Source organism: Pontivivens marinum, from assembly GCF_900231835.1.
GTDB classification, from domain to species: Bacteria; Pseudomonadota; Alphaproteobacteria; order Rhodobacterales; family Rhodobacteraceae; genus Pontivivens; species Pontivivens marinum.
In genome coordinates this window covers 221,133-238,560 of record NZ_OCTN01000004.1, presented here as the reverse complement: position 1 = coordinate 238,560, position 17,428 = coordinate 221,133, and the positions used below count along the sequence as shown (strand labels likewise).

Below are 17,428 nucleotides of genomic sequence, written 5' to 3'. Positions count from 1 at the left end.
GGATGCTACCTTGGGAGCATGGATTTAGACCTCAATACCCGCGAACGCCTGCCAGATGCCCTGCGCGTCCTGCTCGAAACCTATCCGCGTGAAACGTGGGAGGGGCACCATAATTTCGGGCAGTTGATCCGCTTCTGGCTGGATCGCCATCTGATGTTTCGCAAGATGAACAAGATACTGCTATCGGGCGTCGAGGGTTATCTGGACCAGCGCGTCGATGCGGGACGCTATGGGCGTGAGACCGCGCGTATCGGGCAAAAGATGCTGCACGAAATCCACGGCCATCACACGATGGAGGACACGCATTATTTCCCCGTTTTGACCAAGCAGGACAAACGCCTCATTCGCGGATTCGAAATGCTGGATGCGGACCACCATGCGCTGGATGAACATCTGGCGGGCTTTGCGAAGGATGCGAACGCATTGCTTGGAGCGCTCGGCAATGGCAAGGCGCGGGATGAGGCAGGTAGGCTTCATGACCGCATCACCGGATTCGGCGGCTTTCTGGATCGGCATCTCACGGATGAGGAAGATTTGATCGTACCCGTGCTGCTGCATTATGATCCTGAGGAGTTTCAAGGGTATTAGGTCGCAACCGGCTGCCCGAATGAGATCAGCAGCGCATCCTCATCGCTGACATGGAATTCGCGTTGTCCGTAATAGGTGTCAAATGGTGCGCGAACACGCCCCGCCGGTAATTTATCGAGCTGCGGCTGCATTTGTTCATACAGCGCATCGATTCCATCAACGTCGATATAACAGTGCTGTTGTCGTGCCGGATCGTGCAGATCACAGCTCTGCTCAACCTCGATCAAGCGCAGCGCAACCGCATCACGCCGGATGAAAGCGTAGTTGTCCGCATGAAAGGTTGTGGAAAACCCCAGCACCCCCTCAAAAAACCTACGCGCGCGCCCCATATCGGTTACAAGCACGAAGGGAGTGATCTGCTTTAGCCTTACCATTGGGTTATTCGCTCCTGCTCAGATCACTTGGGGCCGTTTTCGCATCGACACCCTAACATGCCTTTGTTAGACAGCCTCGCATCACCACAAGACAGCGCACGGACCCGTAATGCAAAACGTTCTATTGATCATCCTGCTTCTACTCGCCCTCGCGCTCATCATTGTGGTGCTGATGCAGCGCTCCGAAGGCGGCGGCCTTGGCGTCGGAGGCGGAGGCGGCGGTGCTGGCGGCAACGGATTGATGTCCGGCCGTGGCGCGGCAACTGCGTTGAGCAAGGTCACATGGATCATTGCTGCGGGCTTCCTATCCCTGTGCATCGCGCTGACGATCATTGCAGCACGCGAAAGCGGCAATTCCAGCGTTCTGGACCGTCTGGGTACAGATGTAGAAGAGGTCGAGATCGACCCGACATTGCCTGCTGGCCTACAGGGCGATCTGTTGCCGCCCACAAGTGGTGGCCTCGAATTGCCCCCAGCGGCTGAATAACTTAAACCCAAGACATCGCGTCACTATCACCCCCGGCCACTAGATCGGGGGTGTGAGCTCTTGCTGGAATCAACATTTCAGGCTAAGGCTCTACTCCCGTGGCGTGGTGACAATTCTGACAGACACCACGCGGCATTTCAGGCCGACACGGGGGACCATTTCACATGGCGCGATACGTATTCATTACTGGCGGAGTCGTCTCCTCGCTGGGCAAGGGTCTGGCATCTGCCGCCTTGGGTGCCTTGCTACAGGCGCGTGGCTATTCGGTACGTTTGCGCAAACTGGACCCCTATCTGAACGTCGATCCGGGCACGATGTCCCCATTCGAGCATGGCGAAGTATTCGTCACCGATGATGGCGCGGAAACCGATCTGGACCTTGGCCATTACGAGCGATTTACCGGCGTTGCAGCCCGTTCGACTGATTCCGTATCATCGGGCCGCATATACTCCACCGTGTTGGAGAAGGAGCGTCGCGGCGAATATCTGGGGAAAACCATTCAGGTGATTCCGCACGTCACCAACCAGATCAAGGATTTCCTTGAGGTTGGCGGCGACGAAGTTGACTTCATGCTGTGCGAAATCGGCGGCACAGTCGGCGATATTGAGGGGCTGCCCTTCTTTGAGGCGATCCGTCAGTTCGGACAGGAACAACCATTCGGTCAGTGCCTGTTCATGCACCTGACCCTGCTGCCCTTTATCGCCGCATCGGGTGAGCTGAAGACGAAACCGACTCAGCACTCGGTTAAGGAACTCCGCTCCATCGGTATCGCGCCGGATATTCTGGTGTGCCGCGCCGATCAGCCGATTCCCTCGAAGGAGCGCGAGAAGCTGGCCCTGTTCTGCAATGTGCGGCCAGAGCGGGTGATCGCGGCGCTGGACCTGAAATCCATCTACGAGGCACCGCTGGCTTATCACCGTGAGGGATTGGATCAGGCGGTTCTGGATGCATTCGGCATCTCCCCTGCCCCCGCGCCCAAGCTGGACCGCTGGCGCGATGTGGCTGACCGCATCTATAACCCCGATGGCGAAGTGCGCATCGCGGTTGTTGGCAAATACACCCAGCTGGAGGATGCCTATAAATCCATCAGCGAGGCATTGACCCATGGCGGCATGCATAACCGCGTGAAGGTCCGCACCGAATGGATCGATGCGGAAATTTTCGACAGCGATGATCCCTCGCCCTACCTCGAAGGCTTCAACGCGATTCTCGTACCCGGTGGGTTTGGAGAGCGCGGAACCGAGGGTAAGATCAAAGCGGCGCAATATGCGCGCGAGAACAACATCCCCTATTTCGGCATCTGTCTCGGCATGCAAATGGCCGTGGTTGAGGCTGCACGGAATCTTGCAGGTATCGGCAAGGCCGGTTCGCAGGAATTCGACAATGAGACCGGCGGTGAGCGATTCGAGCATGTGATCTATCACATGAAGGAATGGAACGAGGGCAACCGCACCATCCAGCGCTCGATCAACGATGATAAGGGTGGCACGATGCGCCTAGGCGCCTATGACGCCACCTTGGTTGCGGGCAGCCGGATCGCTGAAATCTACAACGCGACCAATATTTCCGAGCGGCATCGCCACCGGTTCGAGGTCGATATCGCCTATCGCGAAAAGCTGGAAGAGGCAGGCTTGCACTTCTCCGGCCTTAGCCCCGATGGCGAATTGCCTGAGATTGTTGAGATTCCAACGCATCCTTGGTTTGTCGGCGTGCAGTTCCATCCGGAGCTGAAGTCAAAGCCATTCGCACCGCACCCGCTATTCGCCAGCTTCGTGCGCGCGGCAATGGACCAGTCCCGTCTGGTCTGATTTGATTACAGCCGGTGGCGCAGCGTCGATTGATGCGCCACCGGTACTGATATTTGCGGACAGTTGATTCAAGGCGCGCTAGATTTGCGCCATGACAGATTTCGCACTCCCCACCCCGCCCATATCCTCCGTCGCGATTCATGACAGCGAGCAACGCTTTGCCGTGCGCCGTGTGTTTTGCGTCGGCCGCAATTATGCCGCGCATGCCCGCGAAATGGGAAATGACGAACGCGATCCGCCGTTCTTCTTTACCAAACCTGCGGATGCGCTGGTCGATGATAGCGCGACCATCCCCTATCCCCCATTGACCGAGGATCTGCATCACGAGGCGGAGCTGGTCGTCGCCATCGGTAAAGGCGGCATCAATATTACGGTCAAGGATGCCGCCAGCCATATCTGGGGCTACGCAATCGGGAATGACCTGACGCGTCGCGATTTACAGGCCGTGGCGAAAAAGGCTGGCCGCCCATGGGATTGGGGAAAGGCGTTTGATAGCTCGGCCATTTGCGGGCCAATTCATGCAGGCGATCATCCGCTAACCGGTGCGATTACCAGTTCCGTAAATGGGGTGGAGCGACAGCGCGGCGATCTGGCCGATATGATCTGGTCCGTGCCCGAAATCATCGCGATCTGCTCAACCTCGGTCGCATTGCAGGCGGGCGATCTGATCTATACCGGCACGCCTGCCGGGGTTGGTGCGTTGAGCCGTGGCGACACATGCACATGTGAGATTGAGGGTCTGGGCGCGATAACAACCATCATCGCGCCCTGAGAGTTTACTGCGCGGCGCGTAAAATTGGCGCGCCGCCTGCACGAAACTGCGCGAGCACTTCCTCGCGCCGTTTCGCGGCGGCCTCCGCATTTGCTTTCTTCACATGGCCAAAGCCGCGGATTTGCAGCGGGATCAGTGCCAGCGCAACGGCGGCATCGTGGCTGGAGGCATCAACTGCGCCTAGAACTTCATCCATATCGGCTTCATATTGCGCGATCAGGGCGCGCTCCATCTTGCGCTCCTCAGTATAACCGAAGATGTCGAGCGGTGTGCCGCGTAGCGCCTTGCCATGACGTAGCAACGCCATCGCCTTGAACATCCATGGGCCGAACTCGGATTTCACCGGCTGTCCCTGTGCGTTTTTCTTACCAAATAGCGGCGGTGCCATGTGGAAGCGCATGCCGGAAACGCCCTCGAACTTCTCCTCAACTGCTTGCTGCAAGGTATCAACCTGTAGGCGGGCAACCTCATATTCATCCTTGTAGGACAACAGCTTGTGGTAGCCTTGTGCGACGGCAAGGCCCAGTTCGTCGCTGACACCGCGCGCGCGATCAACCAATGAGCTGAACCGTTTCGCCAAGGCAAGGTTTTGATATTCGGTCAACTGATTGGCGCGGAAGGCAATGCGCTCCTCAATGCTTTTCTCCTCAGCCGGTTGGGCAAGCTCAGTCAGTTTCGCTGCCTCAACCGGTGCGTGGATCGCCCAACGGCCCAGCTCGAATGCACGTTTATTACCGTCAATTCCCGCACCGTTCAGCTCCACCGCCCGCATCAGCGATTCAAAGCTCAGCGGAACCAAGCCCGCCTGCCATGCCGCGCCCAGCATCAAAACATTGGCATAGATCGCATCGCCCAACACACGCTCGGCCAGCTTACTTGCATCCAACATTGTCAGCGCATCATCGCCAAGACGCGCACGCAGGGCCAACCCCATGCGGTCGGTTGGCAGTTGGAATTCCTTGTTCTGCGTGAATTCACCGGTGATGATTTCATGGCTATTGCACACAGCACGAGTGCGACCACGGGTCATCAGGCCCAGTGTTTTCGAACCGGCAGCAACCACCATATCGCCACCGATCACGCCATGTGCCTCACCCACGGCTACGCGGACAGCGCTGATATCGCTAGGCTTATTGGCAATACGAGCGTGGATATGCACCGCGCCGCCCTTTTGTGCGAGGCCTGCCATCTCCATCACGCCAGCGCCCTTGCCCTCAAGGTGCGCTGCCATTGCGATCAGCGCGCCGACAGTCACAACACCTGTGCCGCCAACGCCGGTAATGACCAGGTTATGGGTGCCGCTAATCTGCGGCAAGGTCGGTTCAGGCAGTGCACCGATTTGAACAGCCGTCGTTGCCGCCTTGCGAACCTTTGCGCCCTCAACCGTGACGAAGCTGGGGCAGAAGCCCTGCACGCATGAGAAATCCTTGTTGCAGCTTGATTGATCAATCTGACGTTTGCGGCCCAGCTCGGTTTCCATCGGCAGGATCGACACACAGTTCGACTGCACACCACAATCGCCGCAGCCCTCGCATACGGAGGGGTTGATGAAGATACGTTTGTCCGGATCAGGGAACTTGCCCCGCTTGCGTCGACGCCGTTTTTCAGCAGCACAGGTTTGAATGTAGAGTAGGACCGAAACGCCCTCGACCTCTCGCAATTCGCGCTGCACGGCGTCTAGCTCGGTACGTTCGCGCATCTGGATCGGGAATTTCGAGGGATCCACATCCTCCTTCGGATCATATAGGCCGATGATGGTTTTAACGCCCATCGCCTTGATCTCCGCCGCGATGCGCATCGCGTCTAGCTCGCCCTCATTCGACTGACCGCCGGTCATGGCGACAGCATCATTGTAGAGGATTTTGTAGGTAATATTGGTGCCAGCGGCCAGCGCGGCGCGGATCGCCTGAATGCCCGAGTGGTTGTATGTGCCGTCACCTAAGTTCTGGAAAACATGCTTGGTATTCGAAAACGGTGCTTCACCAATCCAGTTCGCGCCCTCGCCCCCCATATGGGTAAAGCCGGAGGTTTCGCGGTCCATCCACTGAACCATATAGTGGCACCCGATGCCCGCATATGCGCGCGATCCGTCTGGTACTTTGGTCGAGGAGTTGTGCGGGCAACCCGAGCAGAACCATGGCAGTCGTGCGGCAATTTCCTCAGCGTTATCTGCCTTGGCTGCGGAGTCCAGAACCTGCATCGCAGTGGTTAAACGGTCAGAGGTCACGCCCTCCTCCGTCAGCAACCCGCCCAATTTGCGAGCAATCAGGACGGGGTCCAGCGCGCCCTTGACCGTGAACAGCAGCGAGCCGTCTTCCTTTTTCCAGCCGATAACGCGGCGGCCGTGGCGTTCGTCAAAGATGGCTTCCTTGATCTGCACCTCGATCAGCTTGCGCTTTTCCTCAACGCAGATGATCATATCCAGATCGTCGGACCATTCGCGCATGGATTTCATGTCGAGCGGCCACGGCATGCCGACCTTATAGGTGGTGATGCCCAGACGCTCCGCTTCCTCCGCATCAATGCCCAGTAGATCCAGCGCGTGGATCATGTCGAGCCAGCTTTTGCCACTGGAAACGATGCCGATGCGCGCGGATTTACTGCCGTGTACGCGGTGATCCAACTTGTTAGCGCGGCCAAATGCCTCGGCAGCGAAGCGTTTGTGGTCGTGCAGGCGGGCCTCCTGCTCGGTCGGGGTGTCGCCCAGACGGATATTCACGCCATCTGCGGGCATGTCGAAATCGGTTGGCAGGGTGATCTGGATGCGGTCAGTACGACCGTCCACAACCTCGGTCACCTCGATCGTGTCCTTGAGGCATTTAATACCGACCCAACAGCCCGAATACCGGCTGAGCGCCCATCCGTAGATGCCGTAATCCAGCACCTCCTGCACACCAGCGGGCGCCAGGATTGGCATCAGCGCATCGACCAGCGCGAACTCGGATTGGTGCAGGACGGTCGAGCTTTCGCCCGTATGGTCATCGCCCATCGCAACCAGAACGCCGCCAAATTTGGAGGTACCGGCCATGTTGGCATGGCGGAAAACATCGCCTGTGCGGTCTACGCCCGGGCCTTTGCCATACCACATGCCAAAAACGCCGTCATATTTGCCCTCACCGCGCAGCTCCGCCTGTTGGGCACCCCATAGGGCGGTGGCGGCGAGGTCTTCGTTCAGGCCACTTTGAAACAGCACATTAGCAGCGGTCAGTTGTTTTTCCGCCCGCTGCATCTGCTGATCAACGCCGCCAAGTGGCGAACCGCGATAGCCGGTCACCAGACCGGCGGTGTTGTTTCCTGCCGCACGATCCCGTGCCGCCTGCATCAAGGGCAAGCGGACAAGCCCCTGAATGCCGCTGAGCAGCACGGTGTCTTTGCTAAGATCGAAACGGTCGGACAGGCTTACATCCTGTAAGGTCATGTCATCATCTCCCACGGGCCTGCCACTCTACGGGGGCTAGGCGAACTGATTTCTGTCATTACGATAGGTAAGAAGTCTTGACCTTTCAAGGGGATTTTTCGGCAGACTATTCGGCAGATTAACAGTCTGATTACATTAGGAATCCCAAAAACAGATGATCTGAGGCACTGTTTCAAGCGCATGGAAAATGCGCAATTTGTTGAATGGGACGCCCTCAAAAAAACAAGGAAGCTATCAAATTCACCAATGAATAGTGGGCATTATGTTATTCGAACACGCATAACGGGTGACCAAAGCCAAAGCAGGGTGCGGCGCGCGTGGTCAATCCCATGCGCCATAGTGAACTGTAGGCTTGGCCGGTCGCCGAAATTCGCTATTCTCGCTGAAATGCCTATTTGCAAGGGGCATATGCCGCATAGTGCGCTATATGGCTCAGAACATGTGCTATGAGGCCACAAAAGAACGACGCTAGCACGGCGCCAACGGGGGACGGAGACGGGATGGACTGGGACAAACTGCGGATTTTCCATGCAGTTGCGGATGTGGGCTCATTGACCCATGCCGGTGACAGCTTGCATCTGAGCCAATCTGCCGTCAGCCGCCAGATACGCGGGTTGGAGGAGGCGTTGAACGTCACTCTATTCCACCGCCACGCGCGCGGCCTGATTCTGACTGAGCAGGGTGAACTGCTATATTCAGCGACCCGCGACATGGCCAAACGACTGGCCGCCGCGACCGCCCGTATTCGCGATAGCGAGGATGAGGTCTTTGGCGAGTTGCGCGTCACCACCACGACCGGTTTCGGCACGCTGTGGTTGGCCCCTCGCCTGACGAACCTGTACGAAAATTATCCGAACCTGAAAATCAACCTGATGCTGGACGAGCGTGTGGTCGATTTGCCCATGCGTGAGGCTGATGTCGCCATCCGGTTAAAGGAACCCTCGCAGGCTGATTTGATCCGTCGCCGTCTGATGGATGTGCGGATGCGATTCTACGCGTCCAGCAATTACATCGAGAAGAACGGACGGCCCGCCACGACCGAGGAATTGATGCGCCACCGGATTATCGGCCACGCACCAGATTCACCGCAGGTTGCCGCAGGTCAGGCATGGTTGCGGCCATTCCTGGATGCAGACCATTCCAGTCATCTGACAGTGAACAACTATTTCGGCATCCTACAGTCGGTTATTCACGGGCTGGGGATTGGTGCGTTGCCAGATTACATCACTGCAAATCAGCCCGATTTGATGAATGTGGTGCCAAGTCAGGCCAGCGGTGTTGTTCCAGTCTACCTCGCCTACCCTGAGGAACTGCGTCATTCCAAGCGTGTTGCGGCCTTCCGTGACTTTGTTCTGGATGAGATCGCAGCCTATAAGCGCGCGCAGCGGGTCGCGGCGGAGGCTGCCAATTAGTGTCATGCGTTTAGCGGGACGCGGCTATGCACGGATAATTGTCATCATTTCCTTGTCTTATGCCGCATCGCGCCCTAAGTACCCCATCAAGACAGGCGGATGCGCAGCTACTGTTGCTTCCCGCCGGTCTTGAATACCTCCCTGTTGGACTTTGGCCGAGCTTAATGCTCGGCCTTTTTTTTGCCTGCTAATCAGGTGGGGTGGCGGCGCCCTATGCTTGGCGCTTCAGCCATTTTCGCACGGCTGCAACCTGTGATCGCAACGGGCCACGACGATAGAGCAGATGGTATCCGCGACCGGGGGTCTCATCCTCCCACAATATGGTCAGGCGTCCCGCATCCACGTCCTGTTGCACGAATGCACGGGTTGTTGCGGCAATACCCTGCCCCTCACGCAATGCGGCCAGCATCATATAGCCGGGAACCTGCGTCACATTGCTGGCCCGCTGCTGCGCCAACCCCATCGCCTTGAGCCAAATTGCCTGTTCATTGCGGCCCGGCTCGTCAAACCACGGCAGCGCGAGCAGATCCTCGGGGCAATCGGGCGACCAATCCGCGACCAGCGCAGGTGCAGCGCAAATAACGAAGGACGTTGGCAGGAACGGCTCACTGATTACTCCGGCCCAATCGCCAGAACCAAAGCGGATGGCCAGATCATGATCGCCCGCCGCCATATCCACCAGATCGGCGCTGGGGTGCAGCGCCAGCTCAATATCAGGATGTGCCTCACGAAAGCTGGCAAGGCGTGGCATGAACCAGCTAACCGCAAAGCTGGACGTGATGGCGATACGGACGGGTAATGCGCTTTTCTGTTCGCGAATCCGCGAAATGCCACGCCGAAAACTGGCGAATCCCTCGGACAAATCATGGGCCAGATCGCTGCCATCAGCGGTTAGGGCCAATCCCCGGCCCGAACGCTGCACCAAAACGACGTCCAATTCACGTTCAAGGCCGCGAACTTGCTGTGCCACGGCGGCGTGCGTCACGTTTAACTCACGCCCCGCAGCAGAAAAGCCGAGATGGCGGGCAGTCGCCTCAAATGCACGCAAAGCGGCAAGGGTGGGAAGTGGCGCATCATCCATATGTTAGCTGAGCTTTCATATTGAAATCCCTTATGGCTCGAAATTCGCGTTAATAATCAGCATCTATTGATTATCGAAACATAGATTAAGGATGAGGTCATGTTATTCCTGTTTGCTCAAACATACAATGTCGCCACACGCACGGACCCATTGCAGCGCCAATTGTCGCCGCCACATCGCCCCGTTTGGGAGCGTCGTATAGGTCAACGGCAGAGGTGACTTGCCCACAGGGGCCTCCGCCCCCTAAAAGGCAGCAACGCAAGCCTGCCGGAGGCCCCGATGCACAACGAACCTGCTATCTCACCCGATTTGATCGCCGCACATGGCCTGAACGCTGAGGAGTATCAGCGCATCCTTGACCTTATCGGTCGCGAGCCCAGCTTTACCGAGCTTGGCGTGTTTTCCGCGATGTGGAACGAGCACTGCTCCTATAAATCCTCCAAGAAGTGGTTGCGCACATTGCCAACCGAGGGACCGCAGGTGATTTGCGGACCCGGTGAAAATGCTGGCGTCGTGGATATTGGCGACGGTCAGGCCGTGGTTTTCAAAATGGAAAGCCACAACCATCCCTCCTATATCGAGCCCTATCAGGGCGCTGCGACAGGCGTTGGCGGCATTCTACGCGACGTGTTCACCATGGGCGCACGCCCGATTGCGGCGATGAACGCGCTCAGCTTCGGTCGCGTCGATCACCCGAAAACCCGCAGCCTCGTGAATGGCGTGGTTGAGGGCGTGGGCGGCTACGGCAACGCATTCGGCGTACCGACTGTCGGGGGTGAGCTGCGGTTCCACTCCGCCTATGACGGCAACTGTCTGGTCAACGCATTCGCGGCCGGCTTGGCAGATGCGGACAAGATTTTCTATTCGGCGGCATCCGGCGTTGGTATGCCCGTTGTGTATCTGGGCGCAAAGACTGGCCGTGACGGTGTTGGCGGCGCAACTATGGCCTCCGCCGAGTTCGACGACACCATCGAGGATAAGCGCCCCACGGTTCAGGTTGGCGATCCCTTCACCGAAAAACGTCTGATGGAGGCAACGCTGGAGCTGATGGCAACCGGTGCTGTGATCTCGATTCAGGATATGGGTGCTGCCGGCCTGACCTGCTCAGCCGTCGAAATGGGCGACAAGGGCGATCTGGGCGTGCGGCTCGATCTGGAATGCGTGCCGGTTCGTGAAGAGAACATGACCGCGTATGAGATGATGCTCAGCGAATCGCAGGAGCGGATGCTGATGGTTCTGCGTCCTGAAAAGGAGGCCGTGGCCAAGGCAGTCTTCGACAAATGGGATCTGGATTTCGCAATCGTGGGTGAGACGATTGCCGAGGACCGCTTCCTGATTATGCATAACGGTGAGGTAAAGGCCGATCTGCCGCTAAAGGCATTGTCGGGAACCGCGCCTGAATATGATCGCCCATGGGTGGAAACACCCGCGGCAGCGCCCGTTGGCGATGTGGCCGAGGTTGACGTGGCTGAGGCGCTGCTGACGCTGGTTGGCTCCGCCAATTATGGCTCACGCGCATGGGTCTGGCAGCAATATGACACCACGGTTATGGCCGATACTGTCCGCGTTCCGGGCGCAGATGCTGGCGTTGTGCGTGTGCATGGCACGCCCAAGGCGCTGGCGTTCACCTCGGACGTGACGCCCCGCTATTGCCGCGCAAACCCGTTCGAGGGCGGAAAGCAGGCTGTGGCCGAGGCGTATCGCAACCTGTGCGCCACGGGTGCCACTCCACTGGCCACCACGGACAACCTGAACTTCGGCAACCCGGAAAAGCCCGAGATCATGGGCCAGCTTGTCGGGTGTATTAAGGGTATTGGTGAGGCAGTTGCCGCGCTGGATATGCCCATCGTTTCCGGTAATGTCAGCCTGTATAACGAAACGGACGGATCGGGCATCCTGCCCACGCCTACGATTGGTGCTGTTGGTCTGCTGCCAACCTTGGACGCCCTGATCGCGACCGCGCCAACGGATGGCGATACACTGGTTCTGATCGGTGAAACGACGGGCCATCTGGGACAATCCGCCCTGCTGGCCGAGTTGCTGAACCGTGAGGATGGCGACGCCCCAACTGTGAACCTGACGGCGGAGCGCGCCCATGGCGAGTTGGTCCGCGCGGCACATGCTGCGGGCTTGGTTTCGGCGGCGCATGATTTGTCCGATGGTGGTCTAGCCCTAGCGGCGACCGATATGGCGCTGGCCGGAAATATCGGCGTGACGCTGGATGGATCTGGCACAGGTTGGTGGTTTGGTGAGGATCAGGCCCGCTATCTGATCGCCACAACCGATGCCGATGCTCTGGTCACGATGGCGCAAGCGGCTGGTTTGCCCGTTGCAATCATCGGTAAGGCTGGAGGCGATGCCGTAACGCTGGGCACTACATCCGTATCGCTGACCGCATTGGCCGAGGCACATGCAAACGCCCTGCCCGCGCGGTTTGGCTAAACAAATTGTGGTGGCCCTGTCGATAACCGGTAGGGCCGCCGCAAGACGTGACTTCTTAGACCAGTTCCAATCTTGCACCCCTGCGAACTGAGCCATAAGTTTAGCGCAGGTAGAGGAGTCCAACATGGCAATGCAAGCAAGCGAGATCGAAGCCCTCATTCGGGAAGGTTTCCCCGGTTCAGAGGTAAAGATCGACGATCTGGCAGGCGACGGAAACCACTATGCGGCGACTGTTGTCGCTGAACAGTTCCGTGGGTTGAGCCGCGTCAAACAACATCAGGCCGTTTATGCCGCCCTGAAGGGCAAGATGGATGGCAGCCACGGTGAGCTACATGCGCTCGCCCTGACGACCAAGGTTCCGGAGTGAGCGAAGGAACGATCTGGTTGATCTACATCATCGGCGGCGTGATCGGCGCCGTGATCCTGTTGGCTGTGATCGAATATGCGTATCGCTCGAAACAAAAGCCGCGAACCTTTGTCGAGAAATTCGACATCGACCCTGCAAAATTCCGCGAGGTGCACACATCCTTCGGTAATCCGCTGGGGCATAGTGACATCGCCAAGGCAAATGACTACATGCGCGATCAGGCCGTAAAGGCGCGCGCGCAGGAAACTAAGGAGCCGAGAAAATGACCAATCCCGCACATGATCTGATTGATGCAGACGTAAAGGGCAACGACGTGGTCCTGTTCATGAAGGGCACAGCCTCGATGCCGCAATGCGGGTTTTCGTCCCGCGTGGCCGGCGTGCTGACCTATATGAATGTTCCGTTCAAGGACGTGAACGTGTTGGCAAATGACGAAATTCGTCAGGGCATCAAGGATTATTCCGACTGGCCCACCATCCCGCAAATGTACGTTAAGGGCGAATTTGTCGGTGGATGCGACATCATCACCGAGATGGTTCTGTCCGGTGAGATGGATACCCTGCTCAAGGAAAACGGCGTCGCATTTGACGAGGAAGCCGCATCGCGTGTGCGTGAGGCAAACAAGCAGGACTGATACGGATCTGGATATGTTTTGAGGGGGTGGGCCAATGGCTCACCCCTTTTTCGTTATAACGCGGCGCGCCAGTCAGGTTCCTTGAAACCGGTCAAGACAGTTTCGTCTGTGGCTAGAACAGGGCGTTTGATTAGGCGCGGGTCCGCAACCATTTGCGCGATTGCGAAATCAGCATCTGCGGTCATTTTCTGCTGAACATCATCGGGCAAGGCGCGGAATGTCGCGGCGCGCGCGTTCATAACCTTGTCGATCCCTGCCACTTCGATCCAGTCGCGCAGGGATGCGTCCAGATCTGCAACCTTGGCAAAGGGGGTGAAGTCGTGGGCGATGCCCTCCGCTTCAAGCCACTTTAGCGATTTGCGCACGGTTGTGCAGGCGGGCATGCCGTAGACTGAAACGCTCATGCGGGTGTTGCCTCCAACGCATCGGCCATCGCTTCAAGCGTTTCGGCGGTGCGCGTCAATGCCGCAATTGCCTCGGCTGAATCCTGACCAAAGGTCGCGGCGGATGCAACTGGTGTCGATGCGGATGCTGCGGCCTCGGCCTGTTCACTGCGCTGCTCCAACGCCCGAATGCGATCCTCCGCCGCGCGAAGCTGGCCCTGCAACGCAATATGCCGATCACCCAACATCAGGGACGACATCAGCAACATGCGCGTTTCAGGCACCTGCCCAATCGCGGAGACGAGGCTAGTCGCCTCGTTCGCGACCAGCGATGCGGCGGCTTCCAACTGCCGTTCCTCGCCATCAGCACAGGCGATGCGGAAGATTTTTCCGCCGATGTTCAGATCGATTTCAGCCATTCTCGGCTTCCTCCACCAACGGACGCAGTTCGGAGATCAGTCCGTCCAGCTGCGCCATATCCGCCTCACGCTTCAGCTCCATATCCTTTAGTTGCGCACGCAGGGCGACGTTCACCCGCTCTAACCTGCGCAACGCAACCGGATCAGCGCCCGGCGCGGCCACGGCCTGCTGCTTGGCAGCGATTGCCGTTGCGATCCGGGTGGTGGCCGCCGTGATGCGGGCCTCCAATACCTCGATATCGTTCATGTTATGCCTCTTATGCCCGGGGCATTCGCCCTGTTTTGCGACAACCTACCTTGTTCCGTTCTGCTTCGCCAGATTTGACAGGGTTCAATTTGGGGGATTTTGCATCTGAAATTCAGAAGGCCCTATTTTGGGCAAATTACCGCTCAACCAAGGCACGGTGACGGGGAATTCCGGATGTTATCGTATAGAAATGTGTCCGAAATGGGTTTCGGTGTCATATCAGGCCTGTGATCAGCTTGACCAAGGGGCCTGCGGTGTTATGCAGAACCCGACTTTTCCCAGCTGTGATGAGAGATCCCTCGTGAACATCGAAGACCTGCGCGCCCGCCACCCTGACCACTGGAACAAGGCCACCGCGATCCGCGTGCTGGCCCTCGACGCGGTTAAGGCCGCCAATTCCGGCCATTCCGGCATGCCAATGGGCATGGCCGATGTGGCAACGGTATTGTTCGAGAAGCACCTGAAGTTCGACGCCTCGCAGCCGAACTGGGCGGACCGTGACCGGTTTATCCTGTCTGCGGGCCACGGCTCCATGCTGCTATACGCGCTGATGTATCTGACCGGCTATTCCGACATCTCGATGGAGGAGATCAAGAACTTCCGTCAGATGGGCGCACGCACTGCGGGCCACCCTGAATTCGGCCATGCCGCTGGTATTGAGACAACGACCGGCCCGCTGGGTCAGGGCATTGCAAACTCCGTTGGTTTCGCAATGGCTGAGGCATCGTTGCAGGCGCGGTTCGGCAAAAAAATCGTCGATCACCACACCTATGTCATCGCCGGAGATGGTTGCCTGATGGAGGGCGTCTCGCAGGAGGCAATCGGTCTGGCGGGCAAACAAAAGCTCGGCAATCTGATTGTGCTGTGGGACGATAACGGCATCACCATCGACGGCAAGGTTTCGATCTCTGACGTGACCGATCAGATGGCACGTTTCGAGGCATCCGGCTGGTCCGTATTCTCATGCGACGGTCATGATCCAGAGGCGATCGACGCGGCAATCGCGCAGGCGAAGCAATCGCCCCTGCCCTCGATGATCGCATGTAAAACGCATATCGCGCTGGGTTCCTCGGCTCAGGATACGTCCAAGGGCCACGGCGCACTGACCGACGACACGCTGATTGCTGACACGCGCACGGCATATGGTTGGGCACACGCGCCATTCGATATCCCTGCGGATCTGCTGTCCGAGTGGCGCCAGATCGGTGCGCGCGGCGCAATCGCCCGTCAGGAATGGGAAATCCGTTTCGCGACCATGTCCGGCACGAAGCAGGCAGAGTTCACTCGCCAGATGTCCGGCGAAACGCCAAAGAAGCTGTCCGCAGCGATCAAGCGTTTCAAGCAGGAAGCATCCGAGGGTGGCAAGGCCGTCGCAACGCGCAAGGCATCCGAGCTGGCGCTTGGCGTTATCAACTCCGTTCTGCCTGAAACAATCGGCGGCTCCGCTGATTTGACTGGCTCGAACAACACGTTGACGCCGGATCTGGGCACGTTCGACGCGGATAACCGCAAGGGCCGCCACGTTTCCTACGGCATTCGTGAACACGGCATGGCATCCGCGATGAACGGCATGGCACTGCATGGCGGCGTTCTGCCATATGGCGGCACGTTCATGGTCTTCACCGACTACGCGCGCCCTGCAATGCGTCTGTCGGCGCTGATGAATATCCGCGTTGCTTATGTGATGACGCACGATTCCATCGGCTTGGGCGAGGATGGACCGACGCACCAGCCGGTTGAGCATCTGGCCGCGATCCGCGCGATCCCGAACATGACCGTCTTCCGTCCTGCGGATACCGTTGAAACGGCTGAGGCATGGGAGCTGGCAGTACAACTTGACGGCCCATCCATGCTGGCACTGACCCGTCAGAACCTGCCAATCGTACGGACTGAGCATAAGACAAAGAACCTCAGCGCGCAGGGTGCCTACATCCTTGCCGAAGCACAGGGCAAGCGGATGGCCATCCTGATGGCATCCGGCTCCGAGGTTTCTGTCGCGCTGGAAGCACGCCGTATTCTGGAGAACGAGGGCATCGGCGTTCGCGTCGTTTCCATGCCGTCGTGGGAGCTGTTCGAGCAGCAGGACGAAGCCTATCGCAAGCGCGTTCTGCCAGCTGGTCCGGTCCGTGTCGCCGTTGAGGCAGGCATCCGTCAGGGCTGGGACAAGTGGCTGTGTGGTGAGCGCGGCAACTGGAAGAAAGCTGACTTTGTCGGCATGGACAGCTTTGGCGCATCCGCACCAGCTGGTGAGTTGTTCGAGCATTTCGGCATCACGGCTGAGGCGACAGCGCAAAAAGTTCGCGACCTGCTGTAAGCATCACTCTCGGACGAACAAAACGCCCTCCGGTCAAACGGGGGGCGTTTTGCGTTTGGGGTGTCAGATGGTGACATTTCCGAATGCGCCACTACAGTATTTGTATGCGGATCATCCTAACCTTGCTGATAATGACCCTACCCGCCCATGCGGAACGTTGGGTCTTGTCGCCAAGCGAAAGCGTGATCGATTTCATCTATACCGAAAACGAGACGCCGATGATGGGGGCTTTCCCTGAATTTACCGGATGGGCCGTCTTTGACCCCGATACCCCTGAGGACAGCACAGTTTTCATTCAGGTAAATACTGAGGCTGTGCAATTACCCGATTTCGTTAGAACCGCCTTTGCCCGCACCGAGGATTGGTTTGCAACGACGGCGCATCCTATGGCCTTGTTCGAGTTGACCAACCTGACCTCAAATGAAGACTACCTGCTGGCAACTGGTATTTTGACGGTAAAGGGGCGTTCACGTCCGCTATCTACGGCTGTCGAATTGGTTGCTGAGGGTGATTGCCTTCGCGCAACTGGGCGCTTTCCCATTGATCTGCTGGATTTTGAGATCGGCCGCGGGACCGTTAGCCGCCTGATCAAGGTCGGGGATGAGGTTACAGTGCAGTTCGATCTGATTGGCCGACCAGAGACACGTCTCGTTAACTGCGGGTGACATAGGGTTCCACCTCT

General features: G+C 58.1%; 17 protein-coding genes. 11 read left to right on the top strand and 6 right to left on the bottom strand.

Annotated features, from left to right (window positions below):
• Positions 1 to 18: 18 nt before the first annotated feature.
• A complete protein-coding gene (locus CR254_RS11830; RefSeq protein WP_097930199.1) occupies positions 19 to 588 on the top strand; it encodes a hemerythrin domain-containing protein in 570 nt (189 codons plus the stop codon).
• On the opposite strand, the gene CR254_RS11825 is transcribed toward CR254_RS11830, so the two are convergent.
• The gene (locus tag CR254_RS11825) at positions 585 to 962 is read right to left on the bottom strand and encodes a VOC family protein (RefSeq protein WP_097930197.1); all 378 of its coding nucleotides are present in this window, start codon (positions 960 to 962) and stop codon (positions 585 to 587) included. The two genes, CR254_RS11830 and CR254_RS11825, sit on opposite strands and share 4 nt — an antisense overlap.
• Positions 963 to 1,071: 109 nt before the next feature.
• Here CR254_RS11825 and secG point away from each other — a divergent pair, with 109 nt between their 5' ends.
• From secG to CR254_RS11810, 3 genes are all read left to right on the top strand, one after another.
• Positions 1,072 to 1,449, top strand: a complete 378-nt coding sequence (gene secG / locus CR254_RS11820; RefSeq protein ID WP_097930195.1) for a preprotein translocase subunit SecG — start codon at positions 1,072 to 1,074, stop codon at positions 1,447 to 1,449.
• 164 nt (positions 1,450 to 1,613) lie between these two features.
• Entirely contained in the window at positions 1,614 to 3,257 is a 1,644-nt protein-coding gene (gene pyrG / locus CR254_RS11815) for a CTP synthase (protein ID WP_097930193.1), read from the top strand.
• Positions 3,258 to 3,348: 91 nt separating this feature from the next.
• The gene (locus tag CR254_RS11810; RefSeq protein ID WP_097930191.1) at positions 3,349 to 4,029 is read left to right on the top strand and encodes a fumarylacetoacetate hydrolase family protein; all 681 of its coding nucleotides are present in this window, start codon (positions 3,349 to 3,351) and stop codon (positions 4,027 to 4,029) included.
• Positions 4,030 to 4,033: 4 nt separating this feature from the next.
• Here the strand turns inward: CR254_RS11810 and CR254_RS11805 are convergent, their stop codons facing one another.
• Positions 4,034 to 7,447 carry an indolepyruvate ferredoxin oxidoreductase family protein gene (locus CR254_RS11805; RefSeq protein ID WP_097930189.1) on the bottom strand — a complete coding sequence of 1,138 codons (3,414 nt, stop codon included), beginning with the start codon at positions 7,445 to 7,447 and terminating at the stop codon, positions 4,034 to 4,036.
• Between the two features lie 500 nt (positions 7,448 to 7,947).
• Between CR254_RS11805 and CR254_RS11800 the strand changes: the two genes are divergently transcribed.
• Entirely contained in the window at positions 7,948 to 8,859 is a 912-nt protein-coding gene (locus CR254_RS11800; protein WP_097930187.1) for a LysR family transcriptional regulator, read from the top strand.
• A gap of 211 nt (positions 8,860 to 9,070) precedes the next feature.
• Here CR254_RS11800 and CR254_RS11795 read toward each other — a convergent pair whose 3' ends face one another.
• Positions 9,071 to 9,940 carry a LysR family transcriptional regulator gene (locus CR254_RS11795; RefSeq protein WP_097930185.1) on the bottom strand — a complete coding sequence of 290 codons (870 nt, stop codon included), beginning with the start codon at positions 9,938 to 9,940 and terminating at the stop codon, positions 9,071 to 9,073.
• Between the two features lie 279 nt (positions 9,941 to 10,219).
• Between CR254_RS11795 and purL the strand changes: the two genes are divergently transcribed.
• From purL to grxD, 4 genes are all read left to right on the top strand, one after another.
• The gene (gene purL / locus CR254_RS11790; protein ID WP_097930183.1) at positions 10,220 to 12,382 is read left to right on the top strand and encodes a phosphoribosylformylglycinamidine synthase subunit PurL; all 2,163 of its coding nucleotides are present in this window, start codon (positions 10,220 to 10,222) and stop codon (positions 12,380 to 12,382) included.
• Between the two features lie 124 nt (positions 12,383 to 12,506).
• Positions 12,507 to 12,749 carry a BolA family protein gene (locus CR254_RS11785; RefSeq protein ID WP_097930181.1) on the top strand — a complete coding sequence of 81 codons (243 nt, stop codon included), beginning with the start codon at positions 12,507 to 12,509 and terminating at the stop codon, positions 12,747 to 12,749.
• On the top strand, positions 12,746 to 13,015 hold the full coding sequence (locus CR254_RS11780) for a GlsB/YeaQ/YmgE family stress response membrane protein (RefSeq protein WP_145996743.1): 270 nt from the start codon (positions 12,746 to 12,748) through the stop codon (positions 13,013 to 13,015). Before CR254_RS11785 ends, CR254_RS11780 begins: the two co-directional genes overlap by 4 nt.
• Positions 13,012 to 13,383: a Grx4 family monothiol glutaredoxin gene (gene grxD, locus CR254_RS11775; RefSeq protein WP_097930177.1), complete on the top strand. Its 372-nt coding sequence runs from the start codon at positions 13,012 to 13,014 to the stop codon at positions 13,381 to 13,383. Before CR254_RS11780 ends, grxD begins: the two co-directional genes overlap by 4 nt.
• A 53-nt stretch (positions 13,384 to 13,436) precedes the next feature.
• Here grxD and CR254_RS11770 read toward each other — a convergent pair whose 3' ends face one another.
• Genes CR254_RS11770 through CR254_RS11760 form a run of 3 tightly spaced genes read right to left on the bottom strand, consistent with a single transcriptional unit; the run spans position 13,437 to position 14,432 of the window.
• Positions 13,437 to 13,787, bottom strand: coding sequence for an ArsC/Spx/MgsR family protein (locus CR254_RS11770; protein ID WP_097930175.1), 351 nt, complete (start codon positions 13,785 to 13,787; stop codon positions 13,437 to 13,439).
• Complete coding sequence (locus CR254_RS11765) at positions 13,784 to 14,185, bottom strand: cell division protein ZapA (protein ID WP_097930173.1); 402 nt, start codon at positions 14,183 to 14,185, stop codon at positions 13,784 to 13,786. The genes CR254_RS11770 and CR254_RS11765 overlap by 4 nt, the downstream gene beginning before the upstream one ends.
• The gene (locus tag CR254_RS11760) at positions 14,178 to 14,432 is read right to left on the bottom strand and encodes a hypothetical protein (RefSeq protein WP_097930171.1); all 255 of its coding nucleotides are present in this window, start codon (positions 14,430 to 14,432) and stop codon (positions 14,178 to 14,180) included. The genes CR254_RS11765 and CR254_RS11760 overlap by 8 nt, the downstream gene beginning before the upstream one ends.
• Before the next feature lie 301 nt (positions 14,433 to 14,733).
• Between CR254_RS11760 and tkt the strand changes: the two genes are divergently transcribed.
• Positions 14,734 to 16,746, top strand: coding sequence for a transketolase (tkt, locus tag CR254_RS11755; protein ID WP_097930169.1), 2,013 nt, complete (start codon positions 14,734 to 14,736; stop codon positions 16,744 to 16,746).
• Positions 16,747 to 16,829: 83 nt separating this feature from the next.
• A complete protein-coding gene (locus CR254_RS11750) occupies positions 16,830 to 17,411 on the top strand; it encodes a YceI family protein (protein WP_097930167.1) in 582 nt (193 codons plus the stop codon).
• Positions 17,412 to 17,428 lie beyond the last annotated feature (17 nt).

Excerpts from the sequence above, each read along its gene's own strand:
- secG (WP_097930195.1), top strand. The coding sequence starts at position 1,072 with ATGCAAAACGTTCTATTGATCATCCTGCTTCTACTCGCCCTCGCGCTC.
- CR254_RS11810 (WP_097930191.1), top strand. The coding sequence starts at position 3,349 with ATGACAGATTTCGCACTCCCCACCCCGCCCATATCCTCCGTCGCGATT.
- grxD (WP_097930177.1), top strand. The coding sequence starts at position 13,012 with ATGACCAATCCCGCACATGATCTGATTGATGCAGACGTAAAGGGCAAC.
- purL (WP_097930183.1), top strand. The coding sequence starts at position 10,220 with ATGCACAACGAACCTGCTATCTCACCCGATTTGATCGCCGCACATGGC.
- CR254_RS11750 (WP_097930167.1), top strand. The coding sequence starts at position 16,830 with ATGCGCCACTACAGTATTTGTATGCGGATCATCCTAACCTTGCTGATA.
- CR254_RS11785 (WP_097930181.1), top strand. The coding sequence starts at position 12,507 with ATGGCAATGCAAGCAAGCGAGATCGAAGCCCTCATTCGGGAAGGTTTC.
- CR254_RS11760 (WP_097930171.1), bottom strand. The coding sequence starts at position 14,432 with ATGAACGATATCGAGGTATTGGAGGCCCGCATCACGGCGGCCACCACC.
- CR254_RS11765 (WP_097930173.1), bottom strand. The coding sequence starts at position 14,185 with ATGGCTGAAATCGATCTGAACATCGGCGGAAAAATCTTCCGCATCGCC.
- CR254_RS11830 (WP_097930199.1), top strand. The coding sequence starts at position 19 with ATGGATTTAGACCTCAATACCCGCGAACGCCTGCCAGATGCCCTGCGC.
- CR254_RS11795 (WP_097930185.1), bottom strand. The coding sequence starts at position 9,940 with ATGGATGATGCGCCACTTCCCACCCTTGCCGCTTTGCGTGCATTTGAG.
- CR254_RS11800 (WP_097930187.1), top strand. The coding sequence starts at position 7,948 with ATGGACTGGGACAAACTGCGGATTTTCCATGCAGTTGCGGATGTGGGC.
- CR254_RS11805 (WP_097930189.1), bottom strand. The coding sequence starts at position 7,447 with ATGACCTTACAGGATGTAAGCCTGTCCGACCGTTTCGATCTTAGCAAA.
- CR254_RS11825 (WP_097930197.1), bottom strand. The coding sequence starts at position 962 with ATGGTAAGGCTAAAGCAGATCACTCCCTTCGTGCTTGTAACCGATATG.
- CR254_RS11770 (WP_097930175.1), bottom strand. The coding sequence starts at position 13,787 with ATGAGCGTTTCAGTCTACGGCATGCCCGCCTGCACAACCGTGCGCAAA.
- pyrG (WP_097930193.1), top strand. The coding sequence starts at position 1,614 with ATGGCGCGATACGTATTCATTACTGGCGGAGTCGTCTCCTCGCTGGGC.